19 protein-coding genes are annotated in these 22,653 nt (G+C 73.3%); 13 read left to right on the forward strand and 6 right to left on the reverse strand.

Going from position 1 to position 22,653, the window contains the following annotated elements; genetic code table 11:
• Positions 1-49 precede the first annotated feature (49 nt).
• The 11 genes from BU52_RS01050 to BU52_RS01100 all read left to right on the forward strand — a co-directional run bounded on the left by BU52_RS01050 (position 50) and on the right by BU52_RS01100 (position 15,919).
• Positions 50-2,959, forward strand: coding sequence for a DEAD/DEAH box helicase (locus BU52_RS01050; RefSeq protein WP_037926308.1), 2,910 nt, complete (start codon positions 50-52; stop codon positions 2,957-2,959).
• Positions 2,956-5,013 (forward strand): SWIM zinc finger family protein, encoded by a 2,058-nt coding sequence (locus BU52_RS01055; protein ID WP_037926311.1) that lies wholly within the window; start codon positions 2,956-2,958, stop codon positions 5,011-5,013. Before BU52_RS01050 ends, BU52_RS01055 begins: the two co-directional genes overlap by 4 nt.
• Positions 5,014-5,373: 360 nt before the next feature.
• Positions 5,374-5,898 (forward strand): hypothetical protein, encoded by a 525-nt coding sequence (locus BU52_RS01060; protein WP_037926313.1) that lies wholly within the window; start codon positions 5,374-5,376, stop codon positions 5,896-5,898.
• A gap of 397 nt (positions 5,899-6,295) precedes the next feature.
• A complete protein-coding gene (locus BU52_RS01065; RefSeq protein WP_037926316.1) occupies positions 6,296-8,428 on the forward strand; it encodes a hypothetical protein in 2,133 nt (710 codons plus the stop codon).
• A gap of 85 nt (positions 8,429-8,513) precedes the next feature.
• The gene (gene pelF, locus BU52_RS01070; RefSeq protein WP_051857788.1) at positions 8,514-10,103 is read left to right on the forward strand and encodes a GT4 family glycosyltransferase PelF; all 1,590 of its coding nucleotides are present in this window, start codon (positions 8,514-8,516) and stop codon (positions 10,101-10,103) included.
• Positions 10,100-11,515, forward strand: coding sequence for a hypothetical protein (locus tag BU52_RS01075; protein ID WP_037927750.1), 1,416 nt, complete (start codon positions 10,100-10,102; stop codon positions 11,513-11,515). Before pelF ends, BU52_RS01075 begins: the two co-directional genes overlap by 4 nt.
• 128 nt (positions 11,516-11,643) lie before the next feature.
• On the forward strand, positions 11,644-12,645 hold the full coding sequence (locus BU52_RS01080; RefSeq protein ID WP_037926319.1) for a GDP-mannose 4,6-dehydratase: 1,002 nt from the start codon (positions 11,644-11,646) through the stop codon (positions 12,643-12,645).
• 53 nt (positions 12,646-12,698) lie between these two features.
• Positions 12,699-13,412 (forward strand): sugar phosphate nucleotidyltransferase, encoded by a 714-nt coding sequence (locus BU52_RS01085; RefSeq protein WP_037926322.1) that lies wholly within the window; start codon positions 12,699-12,701, stop codon positions 13,410-13,412.
• 7 nt (positions 13,413-13,419) lie between these two features.
• Positions 13,420-14,343, forward strand: a complete 924-nt coding sequence (locus BU52_RS01090) for an NAD-dependent epimerase/dehydratase family protein (RefSeq protein ID WP_037926325.1) — start codon at positions 13,420-13,422, stop codon at positions 14,341-14,343.
• On the forward strand, positions 14,340-15,014 hold the full coding sequence (locus BU52_RS01095) for a spherulation-specific family 4 protein (protein ID WP_037926328.1): 675 nt from the start codon (positions 14,340-14,342) through the stop codon (positions 15,012-15,014). The genes BU52_RS01090 and BU52_RS01095 overlap by 4 nt, the downstream gene beginning before the upstream one ends.
• Complete coding sequence (locus BU52_RS01100) at positions 15,011-15,919, forward strand: endo alpha-1,4 polygalactosaminidase (protein WP_235216234.1); 909 nt, start codon at positions 15,011-15,013, stop codon at positions 15,917-15,919. Before BU52_RS01095 ends, BU52_RS01100 begins: the two co-directional genes overlap by 4 nt.
• 18 nt (positions 15,920-15,937) lie before the next feature.
• Here the strand turns inward: BU52_RS01100 and BU52_RS01105 are convergent, their stop codons facing one another.
• Together BU52_RS01105 and BU52_RS01110 are read right to left on the reverse strand one after the other, a co-directional pair.
• Positions 15,938-16,303, reverse strand: coding sequence for an ArsR/SmtB family transcription factor (locus BU52_RS01105; RefSeq protein ID WP_037926333.1), 366 nt, complete (start codon positions 16,301-16,303; stop codon positions 15,938-15,940).
• A 203-nt stretch (positions 16,304-16,506) separates the two neighbouring features.
• A complete protein-coding gene (locus tag BU52_RS01110; RefSeq protein WP_037926336.1) occupies positions 16,507-16,881 on the reverse strand; it encodes a roadblock/LC7 domain-containing protein in 375 nt (124 codons plus the stop codon).
• Positions 16,882-17,125: 244 nt separating this feature from the next.
• Here BU52_RS01110 and BU52_RS01115 point away from each other — a divergent pair, with 244 nt between their 5' ends.
• Positions 17,126-17,614 (forward strand): GNAT family N-acetyltransferase, encoded by a 489-nt coding sequence (locus BU52_RS01115; protein WP_078903062.1) that lies wholly within the window; start codon positions 17,126-17,128, stop codon positions 17,612-17,614.
• A gap of 251 nt (positions 17,615-17,865) precedes the next feature.
• Positions 17,866-18,069, forward strand: a complete 204-nt coding sequence (locus BU52_RS01120; protein WP_030052720.1) for a cold-shock protein — start codon at positions 17,866-17,868, stop codon at positions 18,067-18,069.
• Positions 18,070-18,158: 89 nt separating this feature from the next.
• Here the strand turns inward: BU52_RS01120 and BU52_RS01125 are convergent, their stop codons facing one another.
• From BU52_RS01125 to BU52_RS01140, 4 genes are all read right to left on the reverse strand, one after another.
• Complete coding sequence (locus tag BU52_RS01125; RefSeq protein ID WP_037926342.1) at positions 18,159-19,844, reverse strand: ribonuclease J; 1,686 nt, start codon at positions 19,842-19,844, stop codon at positions 18,159-18,161.
• Positions 19,845-19,942: 98 nt separating this feature from the next.
• Positions 19,943-20,551: a D-Ala-D-Ala dipeptidase VanX gene (gene vanX, locus BU52_RS01130; RefSeq protein WP_037927753.1), complete on the reverse strand. Its 609-nt coding sequence runs from the start codon at positions 20,549-20,551 to the stop codon at positions 19,943-19,945.
• A gap of 14 nt (positions 20,552-20,565) precedes the next feature.
• Positions 20,566-21,606 carry a D-alanine--(R)-lactate ligase VanA-Sc gene (vanA-Sc, locus tag BU52_RS01135; protein ID WP_037926348.1) on the reverse strand — a complete coding sequence of 347 codons (1,041 nt, stop codon included), beginning with the start codon at positions 21,604-21,606 and terminating at the stop codon, positions 20,566-20,568.
• Positions 21,594-22,586: a D-isomer specific 2-hydroxyacid dehydrogenase family protein gene (locus BU52_RS01140; RefSeq protein ID WP_063829986.1), complete on the reverse strand. Its 993-nt coding sequence runs from the start codon at positions 22,584-22,586 to the stop codon at positions 21,594-21,596. The genes vanA-Sc and BU52_RS01140 overlap by 13 nt, the downstream gene beginning before the upstream one ends.
• Positions 22,587-22,653 lie beyond the last annotated feature (67 nt).

The following is a 22,653-nucleotide window of genomic DNA, read 5'->3' on the forward strand; positions in this document are numbered from 1 at the left end:
GAGTCGAAGACGACTGGTCCGACACGCGGGCGAGGAGGTGAGAAGGCGTATGAGTGAGCGAGCCGTGACGGCCGAGCGGCCCGCGGCCCCACCGGCCGGCGCGCACGCCACCGACGTCCCCGCCGGGCTCGCGGCCGTCTTCCTGCCCGCGCCCGTCCCACGCGACGGACGCGTCGCCTTCTACGACCCCGAAGGCACCCCGGACGCCAAGGGTCTCCCCGAACCCCCCGGCCACGGGCCGGACAACTCCGGGCCCGCGCGCCGTACCGACCTCACCGTCGTCCGCCCGCACGGCACCGGCGTACGGCGGCGGACGGTCCCGGCCCTCTCCCTGCCCGTCGACGAGGCACTGCCCCTGCTGGTCCGGGCCCGGCACGATCCGGCGGCCCACCCAGCCACCGCGTGCTGGGGAGCGGCCGCCCTGCACGCGCTGCGCCTCACCGCCCGCGGGCGGCTGCTCCCCGGCCTGACACCCGCCGGCCACGACGCCTGGCGCGCCGGCCCGCTCGAACCGGACGACGTGGCGCACCTGCGCGCGGTGGCCGCCGCCCTGCCCCACGAGGGCCACGCCGTGCCGCTGCCCGGACCCGGCCCGATCCGGCTGCCCCGGCCGGAGGCGCTGGTGCGCGCCTTCCTCGACGCGGTCGCCGACACCCTGCCCCGCACGCCGGCCGCGCCCTACGCCTCGGGCGCGCCGTTCGCCGCCCGCAAGGCCCAGCGGCTGCCCGACGCCCACGACTGGGCCGCCGAGGTCGCCGCCGGCATGGACGCCGGGGTGCGCGTCTCCCTGCGCCTGGACCTCTCCGCGTACGACCTCTTCGACGCGGGAGCCGGCGGGGACGGCAGCGGCGCGCGCGGTGCGGGCGCGGCGATCGTGCAGGTGCACAGCCTCGCCGACCCCACCCTGGTGGCCGACGCGGCCGCGCTGTGGGCGGGCGAGGCGGACAGCGCCTTCGGCCCCCGCGCCCGGGTGGACGCCGCCCTCGCGGTGCGCCGCGCGGCGCGCGTCTGGCCGCCGCTGGACCGGCTCTCCGACCAGGACGTGCCCGACGTGCTGGCGCTCTCCGAGGACGAGCTGGGCGACCTGCTCGGTGTGGCGGCCACCCGGCTCGCCGCGGCCGGCGTCGCCGTGCACTGGCCCCGCGACCTCGCCCAGGACCTGACCGCCACCGCGGTGGTCCGGCCGGCACCCGGCTCGGCCACCGACGGCAGCGGCTTCTTCGAGAGCGAGGACCTCCTGCGGTTCGGCTGGCAGCTCGCCCTCGGCGGCGACCCGCTCACCGAGGGCGAGATGGACGCCCTGGCCGAGGCCCACCGCCCCGTCGTCCGGCTGCGCGACCAGTGGGTGCTGGTCGACCCCGCCCTCGTCCGCAAGGCACGCAAACGCGACCTGGGCCTGCTCGACCCCGTCGACGCGCTCTCCGTGGCCCTCACCGGAAGCGCGGAGATCGACGGGGAGACCGTCGAGGCCGTCCCCGCCGGAACCCTGGCCGCGCTCCGCGACCGCCTGACCGCGGGCATACGGCCCGCCGCGCCACCGCCGGGCCTGGACGCCACCCTGCGCGACTACCAGCTCAGGGGCCTGGCCTGGCTCGACCTCATGACCTCCCTCGGTCTCGGCGGCTGCCTCGCCGACGACATGGGTCTCGGCAAGACCGTCACCCTCATCGCGCTGCACCTGAAGCGGACCCGCCGCGAGCCCACCCTGGTGGTCTGCCCCACCTCACTGCTCGGCAACTGGCAGCGGGAGATCACCCGGTTCGCGCCCGGCGTCCCCGTGCGCCGCTTCCACGGCGCCGGCCGCAGCCTGGACGAGGCGGACGGCGGCTTCGTCCTCACCACCTACGGCACCATGCGGTCCGCCGCCCCGGCGCTGGCCGCACACCGCTGGGGCATGGTCGTCGCCGACGAGGCGCAGCACGTCAAGAACCCCCACTCCGCGACGGCGAAGGCACTGCGCACGATCCCGGCCCCCGCGCGGGTGGCCCTCACCGGCACGCCCGTGGAGAACAACCTCTCCGAGCTGTGGGCCCTCCTCGACTGGACGACCCCGGGACTCCTCGGCCCGCTGAAGTCCTTCCGGGCGCGGCACGCACGCGCGGTCGAGACCGGCGAGGACGAGGAGGCGGCCGAGCGCCTCGCCCGCCTGGTGCGCCCGTTCCTCCTGCGGCGCAGGAAGTCCGACCCCGGCATCGTTCCCGAGCTGCCGCCCAAGACCGAGACGGACCACCCCGTGCCGCTCACCCGCGAACAGGCCGCGCTGTACGAGGCGGTGGTGCGCGAGTCGATGACCGCCATCGAGACCGCGCGGGGCATGGGCCGCCGCGGCCTGGTGCTGAAACTGCTGACCTCGCTGAAGCAGATCTGCGACCATCCGGCGCTGTATCTGAAGGAGGAGCACGCGCACGCCGGAGGCGACCGGCTCGCGGCCCGTTCCGGCAAACTCGCCCTGCTCGACGAGCTGTTGGACACCCTGCTCGCCGAGGACGGTGCGGCGCTGGTGTTCACGCAGTACGTGGGGATGGCCCGGCTGATCACCGCGCACCTCGCCGAGCGCGCCGTCCCCGTCGACCTGCTCCACGGCGGTACGCCGGTGCCCGAGCGGGAACGCATGGTGGACCGCTTCCAGAGCGGACACACCCCGGTGCTCGTCCTGTCCCTGAAGGCCGCCGGTACCGGCCTGAACCTCACCCGCGCGGGCCATGTCGTGCACTTCGACCGCTGGTGGAACCCTGCGGTCGAGGAGCAGGCCACCGACCGCGCGTACCGCATCGGCCAGACCCAGCCCGTCCAGGTCCACCGCCTCGTCACCGAGGGCACCGTCGAGGACCGGATCGCCGAGATGCTTCAGTCCAAGCGGGCCCTGGCCGACGCGATCCTCGGCTCCGGCGAGTCGGCCCTCACGGAACTGTCCGACCGCGACCTGTCCGCCCTGGTGTCCCTGCGGAGGCCGGCATGACCCCCCGCCCGTCCGACGAGGCCCGCGAGGCCCTGCGCGCGGCACGGGCACGAACGAGCCGTGAACCGGCGGACACGGACACACCGGAGCACGGGCCCGCTCCGGACCGGCCGACCGCCCCGGCCGCCGGACAGCCCGACGGGCCCGGTCGCCCCGGCACCGGACCCCGCCCGGGCGACGTGGCCCGCGAGGCGCTGTGGCAGGCGGTGCGGGCCCGGCGCGGCGCGCCAGGGGCCGCCGACGCGGAGGAACCGGACCGCGAGGACGCCGGCGCACCGGAGCCGGAGGGAGAGGCACCCGCCGGGGAGGGGCCCCACGACAGCGCTCCTTCCCCCGACGGCGCGTCGTCCGGGGACACGGAGGCCGCTGCCGGCGCTGCCGCCGGACATCGCGTGCCCCCGCGCCCCGGGGACATCGCGCGGGAGGCGCTGCGCTCCGCGCGTGAGGAGGCGCTGCGGGCGCGCCCGCAGCCCGGCGACCGTGCGACGGACACCGGGCCCGGTGAACGGCCCGCCCCGTCGCCCCGGGTCCCGCGCACGACCCGTGGCGACCGGGCGGCCGAGGCCCGGGCGAGTGAGGTACGGGAGGCGCTCGCGGACGCCTTCCGCATGCCCGGACCGGACCCGGAGACCGACGCCGCCCCCGCGACGCCCGACGCCGCGGGGGCGACGTCCGGCGGCCCGCAGCCCCTCCGCGGCCGGGCCGGGGCCACGCAGCGCGCCGGCACACGCCCGTCCCGTACCCCGCAGGCCACCGCACCGCCCCTGCCCGCCACGCCCCCGGCCATGGCCGCCCCCGCCCGTGACGGCGACCTGCGCCGTACCTTCCCCGCATTCCCGCCCGTGCCCCCGGGCGAGGAGGGCTTCGCCGGGACGTGGTGGGGCAGGGCGTGGGTCACCGCGCTGGAGGACGGTGCCCTGGACCCCGCGCGGCTCGCGCGCGGACGCGGATACGCAGAGCGGGGACACGTCGACGCCATCACCGTCACACCGGGGCTGGTCCTCGCGTACGTGCGGGGCAGCCGCCCGCGCCCCTACCGTGTGCAGGTGCGGCTGCGGACGTTCCGGGACGCGGACTGGGAGCGGTTCCTGGACGCCGCCGCCGAGCGGCCCGGACACATCGCGGCCCTGCTGGACAGGGAGATGCCCCAGTCCCTCGCCGACTGCGGGGTCCCGCTGCTGCCCGTCTCCGCCGAGCTCGCCCCACGATGCAGCTGCCCCGACCCCGGCCACCCCTGCAAGCACGCCGCGGCCCTCTGCTACCAGACCGCCCGGCTGCTCGACGCCGACCCGTTCGTGCTGCTCCTGCTGCGCGGACGCGGTGAGCGGGAGGTGATCGACGCGCTCAGCCGGCTGAGCGCCGCCCGCGCGGCCCGCGCCGCCCGGGAGAAGGAGCCCGAGCCCCTGCCCGGCATACGAGCGGCCGACGCCGTGGCCCGAGGCGGTCGGCACCTCCCGCCGCTGCCCGCCCCGTTGCCCCCGCCCGCCCATCCGGAGCAGCCACCCGTCTACCCCGCGTCCCCCGGCGGGCCGGACCCGTTCGCGCTGGACCAACTGGCCACCGACGCCGCCGCCCGCGCGCACGCCCTGCTCACCACCGGTCGCGACCCGGTCGGCGGGCTCACCCTGTGGCAGGACGCGGTGCGCCTCGCCGCCGCCCGCCCCGGCTCCGGACTGACCGCGGCGACGCGCGCCCTGTACTCCTCCCTCGCCCGGGCCGCCGGCCGCACCCCCGCGGAGCTGGCGCGCGCGGTCGCCGCCTGGCGCCAGGGCGGCCCGGCCGGCCTCGCCGTCCTGGAGGAGCCCTGGGACCCGCCGGCCGGCCGCTTCGACCGTGCCCGCCCCCTCCTCCGCGCGGCCGACCTCCCCGCCTTCCGTCCCTGGCACAACCGGCTCACCCACCCCCGGGGCCACGTCCAGCTCCGCCTCGGCCGCGACAACCTCTGGTACGCCTACGAGTCCGAGCCGGACCACGACGACTGGTGGCCCCGCGGGACCCCCGACCCGGACCCCGTGGGCGCCCTGACCGGCCTCGACTCACCGGGCGGCCTCTGAGGGCATCGGCGGCGGACCGGACACGGCCGCACCGGCCCCGGCCCGTGGTCGCCGGTGCGGCAGGGACGGCCCTCCTCCGGTCCGGTCCGGGGGCACACGCCGCTCACCCGCCCTCCCGGCCCGCCACCGCAGGGATACGCGCCAAAGTCTCCGCGCGCGGCCCGGTACCGCACCACTGCCGCGGTCGGCCCCCGTGCGGGCCCTCCGCACCGTCCGTGACGCCCGGAGACACACCTCACCGCCGGTCGTCACACTGCGTCCACGACTCCTTCACGAAGGGTGCGCTTTTGGTCGCCGGGCGGGCCGGGGTCCCGGCACGGGGGAGACGGGCCACGCGTCGTCTGCCTAGCCTCCCGGGTCATGCGATCACCACTGAGACGCCTCGGGCTCGCCACGGTTCTCGGCCTCGCCCTCGCCCTGTTCGGCACGGCTCCCGGCGCGAGCGCGGCCGGCCCCGCACCCGCGGAGCTGACGTTCGCCACCGACACGGCCACCACCACGCCCGGTGGGACGGTCCAGTTGTCGATGACCCTCACCAACAACCACACGTACGACATCTGGTTCGTGTACCAGACGATCGACCCCACGTGGCTCACCACTCAGCGTCCCGACCTGAAGTACGGCTTCACCGGCTGCACCCTGGCCACCGCGACCGGCAGCACCTCCTGCTCGGGGACCGGGCCCGCCGACCTGGGCGCCAACTACGGCGCCACCGTCCCGCCCGGGCAGAGCCGGACCGTCACGCTGACCCTGCAGATCGCGTCCGACTCCGGCTGCAACGGCAACATCGGTTTCTACTCCTACTACTACGCGGAGTTCAGCGACAGCTCCAGCAGGAGCGGGGGCCCGGTCTACACGCCCGAGACCCGGGTGCTCTGCGCCTGACGCACCGCACGGCTCACTGCCGCTGACCGAATCCGTGCCGGTTCCGCACCCGGTGTGAGGTCCAGACCTCCGGCAGTCGCGCCGGCGGGCCGAGCGGGCCCGCCGGCGCCGCGTCCGGGCCCGCCACCTGCTCCGGTGTTCCGCACGGCCCCGCCGTTCACAGCCGGCCCGACGGTGCCGACCGGTCACTTCCGGTCCGCGGGTGTCCTGATCGGCACCCGCGTCTTTCCGTCAGGTTCCGCGACACGCTCACGAATTGCACACAAGCGCATCACCATATGAGGCGACGGATGTGTCGACGACCGGCTTCTGAGGGGGACGCCGGCGCGACGCAAGGGGGTGCGTCGGCTCCATCGGAGCGGTGTTCACCCCTGCCCGCGGGAGGGGACTTCACCGCATGAAGCGGATCACACGCACCGCCGCGCTCACGGCGGGCGCGCTCATCGCCGCCCTCGGCCTGCCGAGCACGGCGGCCCACGCCGACGACCTCGCGCCCCGCGTCGATCTGCGCGTCCTGGTGGTGAGCGACGGCGGCCCGGCCGTCGACGCCGTCGCGGCCGAACTTCAGACCGCCGGTACGCCGTACACGGAGGTCGACCTGACCCGGTCCGACCGCCCCGCCGTCGACGCGGCGTTCCTGGCCGACACGGTGGACGGCCGGCCACGCGCCAAGTACCAGGCGGTGGTCCTGCCGAACGACAACCCGTTCCCGGCCGGCTCCCCCGAGATGGCGGCCCTCGCCGCCTACGAGCGGACCTACGACATCCCGCAGGTCGACGCCTACACCTACGCGCGTCCGGAGGCCGGCCTGCAGTACCCCGTGTACGGCGGCTACGCCGGCAGCCTCGACGGGGCGCGGGCCGAGGTGACCGCCGCCGGCCGGTCCGGCCCCTTCGGCTACCTGGACGGCGTCGTGCCCTTCGAGGACAACTCCGCCGACGTGGGCGAGAGTTACGCCTACCTGTCGGCGCCCGTGGCCGGCGCGGACTTCACCCCGTACGTCGAGGCCACGATCCCGGGGCGAACCGCCCGGGGATCGCTGGTGGGGGAGTACCGGCACGACGGGCGGCGCGAACTCGTCGTCACCTTCGTGTACAACCGCCACCAGCAGCAGTTCAGGCTGCTGGCCCGCGGCATCGTGGACTGGATGACCGGCGGCACGCACCTGGGCGCCTCCCGCAACTACTTCGCCGTGCACGTCGACGACGTCTTCGCCGCCGACGACCGCTGGGACACGGAGCTGAACTGCACGCCGGGCGACGTCGACTGCCCCGACGGCGAGGGCACGCCCGACCCGATCCGCATGACGCCCGCCGACGTCGACCACGCCACCACATGGCAGGACGAACGCGACTTCACCCTCGACCTCGCCTACAACGGGGCCGGCAGCGTCGACCAGCGCGAGGACAACGGCGGCGCCGACGCCCTGGCGGACCGGCTGATCGCCGAACGCGCCCGCTTCCGCTGGGTCAACCACACCTACACGCACGCCTTCCTCGGCTGCGAACAGGACACCACGGTGGTGCCCTGGCGCTGCGCCACGCACCCCGACGGCAGCACCCGGTGGGTCTCCCGCACCGCCATCTCCGACGAGATCGCCACCAACCGGGTGTGGGGGCGGACCGCCGGGCTGCCCCTGCACGACGACGAACTGGTCACCGGCGAACACTCGGGGCTCAAGGTGCTGCCGCAGCAGCCCGCCGACAACCCGAACCTGGCACCCGCGCTCGCCGACAACGACATCGCCTGGCTCGCCTCGGACAACTCCCGTGACCCCGTGCAGCGTCGGGTCGGTCCGGCCACCACCGTCTCCCGCTATCCCATGAACGTCTTCTACAACGCCGGGCGCGCCGCCGAGCAGGTCGACGAGTACAACTGGATCTACACCAGCCGCGCCCAGGGCGGCAGCGGCATCTGTGAGGACAACCCGGCCACCACGACGTGCCTGCCGGCTCCGCTGGACACCGCGACCGGATACACCGCGCACATCGTTCCGGTGGAGACCCGGATCGCACTGGGACACGTCCTCGCCAACGATCCCAGGCCGCACTTCATCCACCAGTCCAACCTGGCCGAGGACCGCATCGCCTACCCCGTCCTGGACGGCGTCCTCGACGACTACGAGGAGCTGTTCGCCGGGAACACCCCCGTGGTCAACCTGCGGATGAAGGACATCGGACGCGAGCTCCAGCGCCGCGCGGCCTGGACCGCGGCCCTGGAGGGCGGCCAGGTCACCGCCCACCGCATCGGCGGCACGGTCACCGTCGAGGCGCCGGACACCACGGCCGTCACCGTCACCGTGCCCACCGGCACCACCCTCGCGGGCGAGGCGTTCGGCGAGGCGTACGCGGGCCGCGCGTCCGGCTGGACGCCCTCGGCGGGCCAGGCGCTGACCTTCACACTGCCGCAGTCCCACGCGACCGGTTCCGGCACCGTCGGCGACGGACCGCTCCCGGCCACGCCGCCGGCCCCCGGCACCAGGGTCCCCGCCGGCGTGCGCGACCACGTCCCACCCGCCCCGCGCGGCTGAGCGGCGCACCGACCCGCGGTCCCGGCCGTCGACCCCCGGCCGGGACCGGCACGACCCTCCCCATATTCCGGCCGTGGAGCACCCCATGCACGTTCACCACGGCGCGCGGCGCTCCCGCGCGGCGCGCGTCACCCTGCTCACCGAAGGCACCTACCCGCACAGCCACGGCGGTGTGAGCGTCTGGTGCGACCAACTGGTCCGCGGCATGCCCGACATCGGCTTCGACGTGCTCGCCGTCACCGGCACCGGCCGCGAGCCGGTCGTCTGGGACCTGCCGGCCCAGGTCGCGCGGGTCACGTCCGTCCCGATGTGGGGAGCCCCGCCGGAGGGCCGCCCGCCCCGGGGGCGCCGGCGCGACCGGCTCTCCGGCGCCTACGAGCAGTTCCTGACGGCACTGCTCGACCCGTGCGCGGAGAGCGGCTTCGCCCCGGCCCTGTACACGATGGCGCGGGCCGCCGTCGACGGCGTACTGAGCCCGTTCCTGCGCGGCGACCGCGCGATCGCCGTACTGACCGCCGTGTGGAACCGCCGGGGCCTCGCGGTCCGCGAGGCCCGGCCCACCCTGCACGACGCGGTGACCGCCACCGGGCTGCTCGAGCACGCCCTGCGCCCGCTGGCCGCCCCGCTCCCCGAGGACGGGGTCGCCCACGCGGTCAGCGGAGGCGTCGCCGCGCTCCCCGGGCTGGCCGCCCTGGAACGGCACGGCGTCCCCCTGCTGCTCACCGAGCACGGCGTCTACCTCCGCGAGCGCTACCTCGGATACCGCACCGCCCCCTACCGCTGGCCGGTCAAGGCGGTCGTCCTGGGCTTCTTCCGGCTGCTGGCCGAGGAGAGCTACCGCAGGGCCGCCCTGATCACACCCGGCAACCGCTACAACCGGTTGTGGGAGGAGGAGGGAGGCGCTGACCCGCGATCCATCCGCACCGTCTACAACGGGGTGGACCCGCAGGCCTTCCCGCCCGCCGGGCCCGAGCCCGAGCAGCCGACCCTGAGCTGGGCCGGCCGCGTCGACCCGATCAAGGACCTGGAAACCCTCATCCGGGCCGTCGCCCTGGTCAGGGCGGAGCGCCCCGACGTACGGCTGCGCCTCTTCGGCGGGACGCCGCGCGGCGGGGAGGCCTACCGCGAGCGGTGCGAGCAACTGGCCGCCGGCCTCGGCCACGGGGACGCCGTGACCTTCGAGGGCCGCGTCGACGACATCAAGGACGCCTACGCCGCCGGCAGCGTCGTGATGCTGTCCAGCATCAGCGAGGGCTTCCCCTTCACCCTGATCGAGGCCATGTCCTGCGGCCGGGCGACGGTGTCCACCGATGTCGGCGGGGTACGCGAGGCCGTCGGGGACACCGGGCTGGTCGTGCCGCCGCGGGACCCGGCCGCCATGGCCGCCGCCGCGCTGGAACTGCTCGGCGACCCCGGCCGGCGCAGGGCCATGGGAGAGGCCGCCCGGCTCCGCGTCATCGAACAGTTCACCCTGCGCCGCACCGTCGACACCTTCCGCGCCATCTACCTCGAACTCGCCGGCTCCCGGCGGCAGCCGCCCGTGACCACGGCACGGCCCCGCGCGGCCGCCCACGCGCGGCCACCGGGCAGGACCGCCGCCACGGCCGTACCGCCCGGGGACGGGTGGTCCACGCGTCCCACGGCACCCACCGCGACCCGGAGCGTGGCCCTGTGAGCGGGCCCATGGCCCTGGAACCCGGCGGGGCCGAACAGGACACCCTCGCGCTCCGGCTGGCCGCGAGCGCCGCACGGCTGCCGCCGCACCGCCCCGCCGACGACCCCACCCTGGTCGTACGGCCGGCGCCGCCCGCGCCCGACCGGGCGGAGGTGGACCGGCTGGCCGCCGCCATGGCCGACCGCGTCGGCCCCGCCGTCCACCCCTACGAGGTGGCCGCGCTGCTGGAGTCGGAAGGACTCACCGCGGACGCCGTCCGTCACCGGTACGGCCACCCGAACCTGTTCTCCCTCGCCTCCGCCCTCTACGAACGCGTCCCCCGCGTCCATCCCGAGCCCCCGCCCGCGCCCGACCCCTGGCGCCCCGACACCGTGCGCTGCCTGCTGCGCGGGGCGCTGTTCGCCCTGCCGGGCCTCGCCCACCTGCTCGCCGCGCCGCTGTGGCAGGCCGCACGGCACGCCCCCGCCCTCGTCGCGTCCGCCGTCGTCTCGTGGGCCTGGGGCCAGGCGCTGGGACACCGCGCCCACCTGCGGCTGGCGACCGGACGCCGTGAGGCGGGCCGCACGCTGCTCGGCGGAGGGGCCCTCGGCGCGGCCCTGGCCACGGCCACCGCCGCCGTCGTGACCGGCGACGGGGCGGCCGTCCCGATCGCCGCCGGACAGTCCCTGTACCTCGCCGCCGCGGGGGTGCTCCTCGTGCTGGCCCGGGAGCTGCTGCTGCTCGCCGCCCTCACCCCGCTCGTCGCCGCTGCCGCGGTGCTGCCCTGGGCCGAGCCCGGCCCCGTGCCGCGCGCGGCAGCGCCCCTGCTCGCGCTGGCGGCCACGCTCGCCGCCACCGGCTGGGCGCTGCGGGAGGCGAGGGGCGCGCCGCCCGCCACCGGCGGTGCGCGCCCGCCACGGCTGTCGGCCTCCCTGCCCTACGGGCTGTTCGGCCTGGCGGCGGCGGTGCTGGTGCTCCTGGAAGGGCTGCGGCACCCGTACGCCGTGATCGCGCTGACCGTGAGCATGGGACCGGCCGAGTGGCTGCTCTACCGCTACCGGGGCTGGTCGGTCGCAGCGCTGCGGACGACCGCGACACCCGCCGCCTTCCTCCTGCGCTCGGCCGGACTCCTCGCCCTCTGTCTGGCCGCCTACCTCCTGCCGCTGACGCCCGCCGCGCTCCTCACCGGATCCGACCCGGCCGCCCTGCTGCTCCTCGCCGCGACGCTCTGGACGGCGCTGCTGCTCCAGGCGTTCGGCGTGGCCTGGCCCTCCGCCCTGATCTGCCTGGCCGCCGCGGGCTGCGCCGCGGTCGTCACCCTGTTGCGCCTGCCACCCGGGCAGGCCGCCCTGCCCGTGTGCTGCGGCGCGGCGGCCCTGTGCCTGTCGGTGTGCGCACTGCGGCTGCTCGGCCGGCCGTCCGTGCACGCCTGACCGGCCCACGCACCGCCGCGCACACGGCACCACCGGCACCACTGAGCACCACCGCACCGAGCAGGACCGCGAGACCACCGCACCGTCGCACGGCGACCGCCGCCCGACTCACCGGAAGGACCACCGAGTTGACCTCCGCACCGCTCGCCGCCGTCACCGGGGCCGAAGGCTTCATCGGCTCCCACCTCACCGAGGCCCTCGTCGCCTCCGGGCACCGCGTCCGGGCCATGGCCCAGTACAACTCCTTCTCCTCCTACGGATGGCTGGAGACCCTGTCACCGGACGTCCTGGACCAGGTGGAGATCGTCCTCGGCGACGTCCGGGACCCCGGCTCCGTGCGCGGGCTGCTCGACGGTGCCGACTGCGCCTACCACCTGGCCGCGCTCATCGCGATCCCGTACTCCTACCGGGCACCGCACAGCTACGTGGACACCAACGTGACCGGCACCCTCAACGTGCTGGAGGCCGTACGTCAGCTGGGAACGCCCCGTCTGGTGCACACCTCGACCAGCGAGACCTACGGCACCGCCCGCACCGTGCCCATCACCGAGGACCACCCCATCAACACCCAGTCCCCGTACGCCGCCTCGAAGGCCGGCGGGGACCGGCTGGCCGACAGCTACCACGCCAGCTTCGACACCCCGGTGGTGACGCTGCGGCCGTTCAACACCTTCGGGCCGCGGCAGTCGATGCGCGCGGTGATCCCGACCGTCATCGGGCAGGTCGCGGCGGGGGAGCGCACCATCACCCTCGGTGACCTGCGGCCCACGCGGGACTTCACCTACGTCGGGGACACGGCGCGGGCGTTCCTCGCCGTCGGCACCGCGCCCGCCGACCGGGTCGTGGGCCGCACCTTCAACGCCGGCACCGGGGGGGAGATCTCGGTCGGCGACCTCGTCGCGCTGATCGGCAAGGTGATGGACACCGCCCTCGACGTACGCGCGGACACCGCGCGCCTGCGGCCCGCCGGCTCCGAGGTGATGCGGCTGGTCGCCGACGCCTCACGGCTCACCGCCGCCACCGGGTGGCAGCCCGTGCACACGCTGGAGGAGGGACTCGCCCGGACCGTGACGTTCTTCCGCGACCCGGCCAACCTGGCCCGCTACAAGACCGGCATCTACAACATCTGACCCGTCGTCCGGCACGTCCCCGGGGACCACGAAGCATGTGAAGGAGAAGGCCCATGCACGCAGTGATACTGGCAGGAGGCAAGGGCGTCCGGCTGCGGCCCTACACCACGGCGCTCCCCAAGCCGCTCGTCCCCATCGGCGACCAGCACGCCATCCTGGAGATCGTGCTGCGCCAGCTCGCCGCGGCCGGCTTCACCCACTGCACCATCGCCATCGGCCACCTCGGTGAGATCATCCGGGCCTACGTCGGCGACGGCTCCCAGTGGGGCATGGACATCGACTACGCCACGGAGGAGAGCCCGCTGGGCACGATGGGCCCCCTGCTCACGCTGCGCGAGCGACTGCCCGAGAACTTCCTGGTGATGAACGGCGACGTCCTGACCGACCTGGACTACGCCGACGTCCTGAACCGGCACACCCGCTCCGGTGCCCCGCTGACCATCGCGACGTACGCCCGTACGGTGCACATCGACTTCGGCGTGCTGACCACGCGGCAGGGCGAGGTGGTCGCCTTCACCGAGAAGCCGAGCATGGACTACCGCGTCTCCATGGGCGTCTACGGGCTGTCCCGCTCCACCCTCGAGGGCTACACACCCGGTCTCCCACTGGGCTTCGACGAACTCGTGCTGGATCTCCTCGCCGGGGGACGTCCGCCGCACGCCTACGAGTTCGACGGGTACTGGCTGGACATCGGGCGCCCGGACGACTACGACCGGGCGAACGCGGAGTTCACCAGCCGCAGGTCCCTGCTGCTCAAGGGGGCCTGAGCCGAGCATGCGCATTCTCGTCCTGGGCCGCACCGGCTACCTGGGCCGTCACGTCGTCGCCCACTTGCGGGGCCTGCCGGACGCGACGGTGACCGCCGCCGGCCGGGCGGCCGGCGGCGGCCCGCGCCTCGACCTGGCCTGCGACCCGCCCGAACGGCTGGCCAAGACCCTTGCGGAGGCGGCGCCCGACGCGGTCGTCAACTGCGCGGGCGCGACCGGCGGCGACGCGGTCACCCTGGCCGAGGTCAACGCCCGGGGCCCCGCCGCCCTGTGTGCCGCGCTGCGGCAGGCCGCGCCCCGGGCGCGCCTGGTGCACCTGGGCTCGGCCGCCGAGTACGGCCCCGGGGAGCAGGGCACCCGGGCGACGGAGTCGGCGGCCACCCGGCCGCTCGGGCCGTACGGCGCGACCAAACTCGCGGGCACGGCGGCGGTGTCCGCCTCCGGCCTGGACGCGGTGGTGCTGCGGGTGGGCAATCCGGTGGGGCCGGGGGCCCCGCCCACCGGGCTGCCCGGCCGGGTCGCCGCCCTGCTGCGCGACGCCGGCCCCGGACCCGACGCGGTGCTGCGCCTCGGGGACCTCTCCGCGTACCGCGACTTCGTCGACGTACGCGATGTCGCCCGCGCGGTGGTGCTCGCCGTCACGGCGCCCGGGCCCCTGCCGCCCGTCCTCAACATCGGCGGAGGCCGGGCGGTCCAGGTGCGCGACCTGGTGCACCGGCTGGCCCGCCGGGCCGGCTTCGGCGGACGGATCGAGGAGGACACCGGCGGGTCGGCCCGCTCGGCCGCGGTGTCGTGGCAATGCTCCGACATCACGGCGGCGGCCGGGGCGCTGGGCTGGCGCCCGGCGTACTGTCTTGAGGAGTCGCTGGCCGCGCTGTGGGGGGACGGCGGCGGGGACACCCCCGGCCCGGAAGGCGGCCGTGCTCCGTGAGCCTGCTGATTCCCCTGTACGTGCACCCGGCCGAGGACCCGGGTGCCTGGCACCGGCTCGTCACGGCCGCCGCCCGGACCCACGCCGTCGTGCTCAACCCGGCCGACGGCCCCGGGGCCGGACCGGAGCGGGCCTACGTGGCGGCCGCGGAGGCGCTGCGGGCGGCCGGCGCCCGGCTGCTCGGCTACGTCGACACCGCCTACGGGGCCCGTGCCCCGGCCGAGATCGTCGCCGACGCGCGCCGGCACCGGGAGTGGTACGCGGCCGACGGCTGCTTCCTGGACCGGGTGACGGCGGGGTCCGACGCCCTGCCGGGCTGCCGGAGACTGGTCCGTTCCCTCCGCCGGTCGGGCGCGGGGACCGTCGTGCTCAACCCGGGCGTGGAGCCGGCGCCCGGCTACCTCCGCATCGCCGACCTGACCGTGACGTTCGAGGGTCACTGGTCCACCTACGTCTCCGCGTTCAGCCGTTCCTCCCGGACGGAACGGCATCCGCCCGAACGGCTCTGCCATCTCGTCTACGGGGTGCCCGAGGCCCTCGTACCGCTGGCGGTGCGCACCGCGCGGGACCGCGGCGCGGGGGTGTGCGGTCCCGTGACCGGCGAACTTCCCAACCCCTGGGCCGCGTTGACGCCGGCCCTGACCGAGACCGCCCCCGAGGGACCGGAATGAGCAGGACACTTTCCCCGTACGCGCTTCCCACGGCCGTGCCGGCCCTGCTGGCCGTCGCGGCCCTCGCGCTGTCCGGGTGTTCCGGACCGGACCGTACCGGGAGCACCGGCGCCGGGTCCGGCCCGGCCCGCACGGCGTCGGCCGCCCCGCCGCCGGGCCCCCGCGCGTCACCGTCCCCGCCCCGCCCCTCGCACACCCCCGGCGGGACACGCTGGCGCCCACGCCCCGGGCTCTCCTGGCAGTGGCAGCTCGACGGCCGGGCCGACCCGTCGGCCGACGTGCCCGTCTACGACATCGACGGTTTCGAGAACACGGCGCGGGACGTGGCCCGCCTCCACCGCGAGGGCCGCAAGGTGATCTGCTACGTCAACGTCGGCGCGTGGGAGGAGTTCCGGCCCGACAGGGACGCGTTCCCGCGTTCCGTGCTCGGTCGGCCCAACGGCTGGCGGGGCGAACGCTGGCTGGACATCCGCCGCGTCCACGTCCTGCGGCCGATCATGGAGCGCCGGTTCGACATGTGCCGGGACAAGGGCTTCGACGCGGTGGAACCCGACCTGGTGGAGGGCTACGGCAACGACACGGGCTTCCCGCTCACCGCCGGCGACCAGCTCCGCTACAACCGGATGATCGCGGACATCGCGCACGACCGTGGTCTGTCGGTGGGCCTCAAGAACGACCTGCCGCAGATCCCCCAGCTCGTGGACCACTTCGACTTCGCCGTCAACGAGGAATGCGCGCAGTACGGCGAGTGCGCCGAACTCTCCCCGTTCGTCGAGGCGGGCAAGGCGGTCTTCCACGTGGAGTACTCCGAGCCGACCGGCGCGTTCTGCGGCCTCTCCCGGCAGCTGGGGCTGTCGTCCATGCGGAAGAAGCCGGAACTGGGGGTGTGGCGGGACCCGTGCTGACCACCGGGCCGCCCTCCCTCATCCCGCCCCGCTCCTCGTGACCGACGCCATGGAGGTATCGGCCTGCCGCAGCTCGGCGAGGAGTTCGCTCTGCCCGGCGAGGAGTTCGGTCAGGATCCGCCGGGCCGCGCGCAGCAGCTCGGCGACGTCGCCGCCGGCGAGGGCGTACCGGACGGTGGAGCCCTCCCGGACCGAGACGACGATCCCGGCCCTGCGCAGCACGGCAAGCTGCTGCGAGAGGCTGGACGGTTCGATGTCGATGTCGGCGAGCAGGTCCCGCACCGGCACGGGCCCGTGCTGCAGCAGCTCCAGGACCCTGATGCGCACGGGGTGTCCCAGCATGCGGAAGAACTCTGCCTTGGCCTGATAGAGGGGGACTTGCATGGGTGCGTGCTCCCTGCCGCATCGGGGATGTTGTGCGAGGCGCGGCGGCGCCCCCGAGGGCGCGCCGCCGCACGACTGCCGTCCGTCGCCACCGATCCTTCTCGCCCGGCGCGGCGCGCACCCACGGCTTGGGCCCATGTTGATGTGGTGACTTGAAGAAGTCTTCACATCGTGGGCGCGCGTCGGCCCGGTTCCCGGGGCGTTCACACTTCCAATTGCTCTTCGACCCGCTTGAGCTGGTGGCGGGCCATCGCCAGGTTCGACCGGCTCTTGTCGAGCACCAGGTACAGGAAAAGGCCGTTGCCGCTCCGGCCGGTGACCGGCCGGATGAGGTGGTACTGGGTGGCGAGCGTGATGAGGATGTCCTCGATCTGGCCCTTCAGACCCAGCAGTTCCATGGTGCGCACCTTGGCCCGGATGACATCCGTGTTGCCGGCGGCCGCCACGTTCAGGTCGAGGTCCTTGCCCCCGCCCAGTGTGCCGAGGGCCATGCCGCTGGAGTAGTCGACGACGGCCGCTCCGAGGGCTCCCTCCGCTTCGGTCATGATGTCTTTCAGTGACACTTCCACGGTCGCCATGGGCGTCTCCCTCTAGTCGTTTCGTGGGTCGCGTCGGCCTCGACGGGGCGCCGGTTCTCGCCCTGGCCGCGGTGGAACCGTAGGCAGGCGGCACCGGCCCGGGGGCACCGGTTTCCAGGGATGACCGCCAATGATCGAATGCTTGCGCCAGGGGACTGCCATCTGGCGCTCACGTGTTCGGAAAGCTTCGGGCGCAGCGCGGACCCGCCGCGCGAAGGCACCCTCCGTGCGACATACTCTCCCGATGAGGTCACGCACTTCGCCGATCAGCCGGCCGGTCACGATACGGAGGGCCGTCGCGCGGGATGCCGGACGGCTCACGCGGCTGGTGCGCGGCTCGGGCGCCTACGCGGGCAAGTACGCAGCCGCGGTCGCGGGCTACCGGGTAGGTCCTGACTACCTCGAGGCCCACCGCGCCTTCGTGGCCGTCGGCGGCGACGAGCACGACAACCGGATCCTCGGTTTCTACTCGCTCGTCCTCGCTCCACCGGAGCTCGACCTGCTGTTCGTCGTCGACGGAGCGCAAGGACGGGGTATCGGACGACTGCTCGTCGCGCACATGCGGTCCGAGGCCCGTGCCGCCGGGTTCGACCGTGTCACGGTGGTGTCGCATCCTCCCGCCGAGGGCTTCTACCACCGCGTCGGTGCGGTGCCGACCGGGACCGTGCCCGCGAACCCGCCCGCCGTGCTGTGGGACCGTCCCGCGTTCGAGTTCCGCGTCCCCCCGGAATGACGCGGTGTGCCGGTTCGCGGGGCGTCCGGGCCGTACCGCGTGAGACCCGCGTGGTGAGGCGGGATGATCTTTTCCTATGGTGACGCGGTGTGCGGGCGTGTAGCGTCTGTGTCAGCTGTCGTGGTTCGGAATTCCCTCTCGCCCACGCCTTTGATGTGGGCTCATTGCTGTGCTGTGCCGCAGGGACCAGGGCGATCACCTCCGTCTGCCACAGGAAGTGGGAGGCGTTCATCGACTGGAAGGCATACGACATGGCAACGGGAACTGTGAAGTGGTTCAACGCGGAGAAGGGCTTCGGCTTCATCGCCCAGGACGGCGGCGGCCCGGATGTCTTCGCGCACTACTCCGCGATCAACTCCACAGGCTTTCGTGAGCTCCAGGAGGGCCAGGCCGTGACGTTCGACGTCACCCAGGGCCAGAAGGGTCCGCAGGCCGAGAACATCAACCTGGCCTGACCTCCCGGCCCGCGCCCCTCTCCTGCCGGGCGTGCACGGGATCAGGGCCGCGCAGCCGTCGCTGCGCGGCCCTGTCGGCGTAGCCGTGGTCAGGCGTCGATGATGACGGGGATGATGAGGGGCTTGCGGCGGTACGTGCGGAACGCCCAGTTCGCCACGGCGCGGGCGATGAGCTGTTCGAGCTGGTGGGCGTCCCCGACGCCTTCCTCGGCCGCGGTGGCCAGGGTCTTCTCGATGACGGGGACGACCGGCTCGAACGTGGCGTCGTCGTGGACGAAGCCGCGGGCCAGGAAGTCGGGGGCCTCTGCGAGGGCACCGGTGTCCGCGTCGACGATGGCCACCACCGTGACCACGCCTTCGGCGGCCAGGGTGAGACGGTCCTTGAGGGACGCCTCCGTGGCGCCGCCGACCTCCATCCCGTCGACGTAGACGTTGCCGGCGGGAACCTTGCCCGTGATGGACGCGCGCCCGTCGACGAGGTCGACGACGACGCCGTCCTCGGCGATGACGACCCGCTCCGGGTCGACGCCGGTGCGGATGGCGAGGTCGCCGTTGGCCCGCAGATGCCGCCACTCGCCGTGCACCGGCATGACGTTGCGGGGCTTGACGATGTTGTAGCAGTACACGAGCTCGCCGGCGCTGGCGTGTCCGGACACGTGCACCTTGGCGTTGCCCTTGTGGACCACGTGGGCGCCCCACCGGGTCAGCCCGTTGATCACCCGGTAGATGGCGTTCTCGTTGCCGGGGATGAGGGAGCTGGCCAGCAGGACGGTGTCGCCCTTGCCGATGCGGATCATGTGGTCCCGGTTGGCCATCCGCGACAGCGCGGCCATCGGTTCGCCCTGCGAGCCGGTGCACACCAGAGTGATCTTGTGGTCCGGGAGCTTCTCCAGCTCCTTCGTGCTCACGACCAGACCGGAAGGGACCTTCAGATAGCCCAGGTCACGGGCAATGCCCATGTTGCGGACCATCGACCGGCCGACGAAGGCGACCTTGCGGCCGTGCTGGTGGGCGGCGTCCAGGACCTGCTGGATGCGGTGAACGTGGCTGGCGAAGCTGGAGACGATGACCCGGCGCGGCGCGGTGCGCATCACCTGCTCGATCGCCGGGTTCAGCTCCCGCTCGGAGGTGGTGAAGCCGGGTACCTCGGCGTTGGTGGAGTCGGTGAGGAACAGGTCCACGCCCTCCTCGCCGAGGCGGGCGAAGGCGCGCAGATCGGTGATGCGGTCGTCGAGGGGGAACTGGTCCATCTTGAAGTCGCCGGTGTGCAGCACCATCCCGGCGCGGGTGCGGATCGCGACCGCGAGGCTGTCCGGGATGGAGTGGTTGACCGCCACGAACTCGCAGTCGAAGGGACCAAGACCGCGCCGGTCACCCTCCCGTACCCGCACCGTGCGCGGCCGGATGCCGTGCTCCTTGAGCTTGGCCTCCAGGAACGCCAGGGTCAGCTTGGAGCCGACCACCGGGATGTCCCTGCGCTCGCGCAGCAGATACGGCACGCCGCCGATGTGGTCCTCGTGACCGTGGGTGAGGACCACGGCCACGACGTCGTCCAGCCGGTCCCGGATCGAGGTGAAGTCCGGCAGGATCACGTCCACGCCGGGCTGGGTCTCCTCGGGGAACAGCACGCCGCAGTCGACGATCAGCAGTTTGCCGGCGTGCTCGAAGACTGTCATGTTGCGGCCGATCTCCCCCAAGCCGCCCAGGGCGACGACCCGCAGCCCTCCCTCGGGCAGGGGCGGGGCGGCTTTCAGTTCGGGGTGTGGATGACTCATACCCTGACGGTACCCGGAGAGCGGGACGGGGTGATCCACTGCCTGTGTGATCCGGCGAGGGTGTGATGTCGGCCTTCGCACCTCGTGCGACTGGAGTACTACATGATGGGGAAATCGAAGTACGTGTCCGGATAGGGCTCGTCGGCGAGCGTGTAGTGCCACCACTCGTACTCGTACGCCTTGAAACCGCAGGACTCCATCACGGACCGCAGGTGCTGACGGTTCCGCGCCTCGACGGGGGCGAGCCCTTGTGCCCCGTGGTGCGAGACGGGATCCATCAGGTCGTGGTCGCCGCCCATGGGAACGAGCTCGTTCGTGGCCAGGTCGTAGAGTGTGAGGTCGACGGTGCTGCCCCTGCTGTGGCCCGACCTGGCGGCCACATATCCCTTCTCGAACATCTCGGCCCTGGCGATGTTGGGATAGTGCCGCGACTTCGTCCGGCCGTCCTCCGGCTGCTGCGACCAGCGCAGAAAGCAGTCGACGGCGCGCTGCGGTCGATAGCCGTCCCAGAGCAGCAGGCCGAACCCCAGTGACGCGGCCTCGTCCCGCGCCCGCTCCAGAGCCGCGCACAGAGCCTTCGTACCGACGATTCGGTTGACCAGATATCCGTCCACAGGTTTGCCGGTGAAGTTGTCCCACGTGGCGTACTTGGCGTCCCAGCGCAGTCCGGGCACCAAGTCGTCCGCGAAGACGAAGCCGTCCGTCATGGACTCCGTCGGCTTCATCGCATCTTCCCTGTCAGAGCGAGGGAGACGGTGAGGTCGATCACTTCGGACATCGGCAGACCCGCGGCCGCCATCATCCGCGGATAACGGCTGTACGAGGTCAATCCGGGGAGGGTGTTGACCTCGTTGAGGACGACTTCGCCGTCCTCCTTGAGGAACATGTCCACCCGAGCAATGCCGCGGCATCCCAGGACGCGGTACACGGCCTTGGCCTCCTCCTGGACGCGCAGCCGTGACGCTTCGGGGATGTCGGCGGGAACGATCGCGATGGAGTTCTCGGACCCGGTCTCGGGGGAGTCCTCCTGATGGATCCTGAAGAATCCGTGCGAGAGCGCGATCCGGTCCACCTCGCCCACGACGAGATCCGTTCCGGTCCCCAGGATGGCGCAGCCGATCTCGCTGCCGGGGACGGCCTCTTCGATCAGCACCTTCGAGTCGTACTGCCGTGCCGTTTCCACGGCACTCGACATCTCCTCCTCCCGGGACACCTTGGTGACGCCGAAGGACGACCCCGATCGGGCCGGCTTCACGAAGACCGGATAGGTGAACCGGGCGGCATCGACGGTCTCGTCCGCCGCGACGGTCCAGAAGTTCGGCGTGGCGATTCCCGCGTTCCTGACGACCGCATAGGCAAGGGACTTGTCCATGCACACGGCGGAACTCTGGATGTCGCAGCCGACGTAGGGGATGCCCGAGAGTTCCAGCAGACCCTGCATCGCGCCGTCCTCGCCGAGTTTGCCGTGCAGCACGGGCAGTACGACGTCCAGACGGATCGTGCTGCAGCCTCCCTGCTCCAGCACCAGCAGTCCGTGCACGTCGCTGTCCGGCGACAGCACGACCGGGCGGCAGTCGCCGTCCTCCCATTCCGCGTCGGGCCCGTCGCAGAGCTTCCAGGCACCGCTCTTCGTGATCCCGATGTAGAAGGGTTCGTACTTTTCGAGATCCAGGTTCCGGGCCACCTCCCGCGCGGACTTGATGGAGACGGGGTGCTCCTCGGAACGGCCTCCGAATACGATGCCGATCTTCAGTCTGGCCATGCTGATTCCTGCTTTCGAAATGTCAGGCAGTTGGTGAGAGAGTTCTCCACGGTGTCGCGCAGGGCGTGATCCGTGTAGTAGGCGGTGTGCGGAGTGATGAGCGCATTCGGCAGCTCCTGAAGCCGCAACAGTGCCTTGCTTTCCATGGGTCTGTCCCGGCAGTCGGCGTAGAAGATGCCCTCCTCGCCTTCGACGACATCCAGCGCCGCGCCGCCCAGCCTGCCGCTTTCCAATTCGTGCACCAGGGCCTCGGTGTCGATGAGCCCACCACGTCCGGTGTTGATGACCAGCGCGCCGTCCTTCATCCGCGCCAGGCGCTGCTGATCGAGCAGATGGTGCGTGGCCGTGGTGAGCGGCGCATGCAGCGTGACCACGTCGCTCCGCCGCAGCAGTTCGTCGAGCGGAACGTACTCGGCGACACCGGGGCGGTCCGCCGGATGGTTGTCATGGGCCAGAACGCGGCAGCCGAAACCTCGCAACCGGTCCAGGACCGCCGTGCCGATACGCCCCGTCCCGACCACTCCGACCGTCAGATCGCGCAGTTCCTTCCCGCGCACCTCACTCAGCCGGTAGTCGTGCATGTCGGTGCGACGGACGATGGCTTTCGCGTCCCGCAGCACCATCAACATGAGCATCAGGGTGTAGTCGGCCACGCTGTCCGGCGAGTAGGAGACGTTCTCCACAACGATGCCGATGCTGTCCGCGTATTCCACGTCGATGTGGTTGTACCCGATGCTCCGGGTGGAGATGTAGCCGACGCCGACCCTGCCGAGCGCACGCAGCGTGGCATGGGTGACGGGCGTCTTGTGGCTGATGCTGACGCACCGGCTGCCCAAGGCCAGTTCACTGTTGGCCTCGGACACCGGGGCGTCGGTGATGACCGGCTGCACACCGAGGCCGGGCGCCAGCTCGCGGAACAGAACGGCTTCGTCCGGACCACACCCGTATACGGCGATATGGGCCTTCTCGCTGTGGGTCATACCTCCAGTCAAGGGGAAGTGCTGTTGCCGGAACGTATGTGCTTTTCGATATGCCCGCGATACGCCC

The sequence above is a fragment of the Streptomyces toyocaensis genome, from assembly GCF_000725125.1.
Taxonomy (GTDB): domain Bacteria; phylum Actinomycetota; class Actinomycetes; order Streptomycetales; family Streptomycetaceae; genus Streptomyces; species Streptomyces toyocaensis.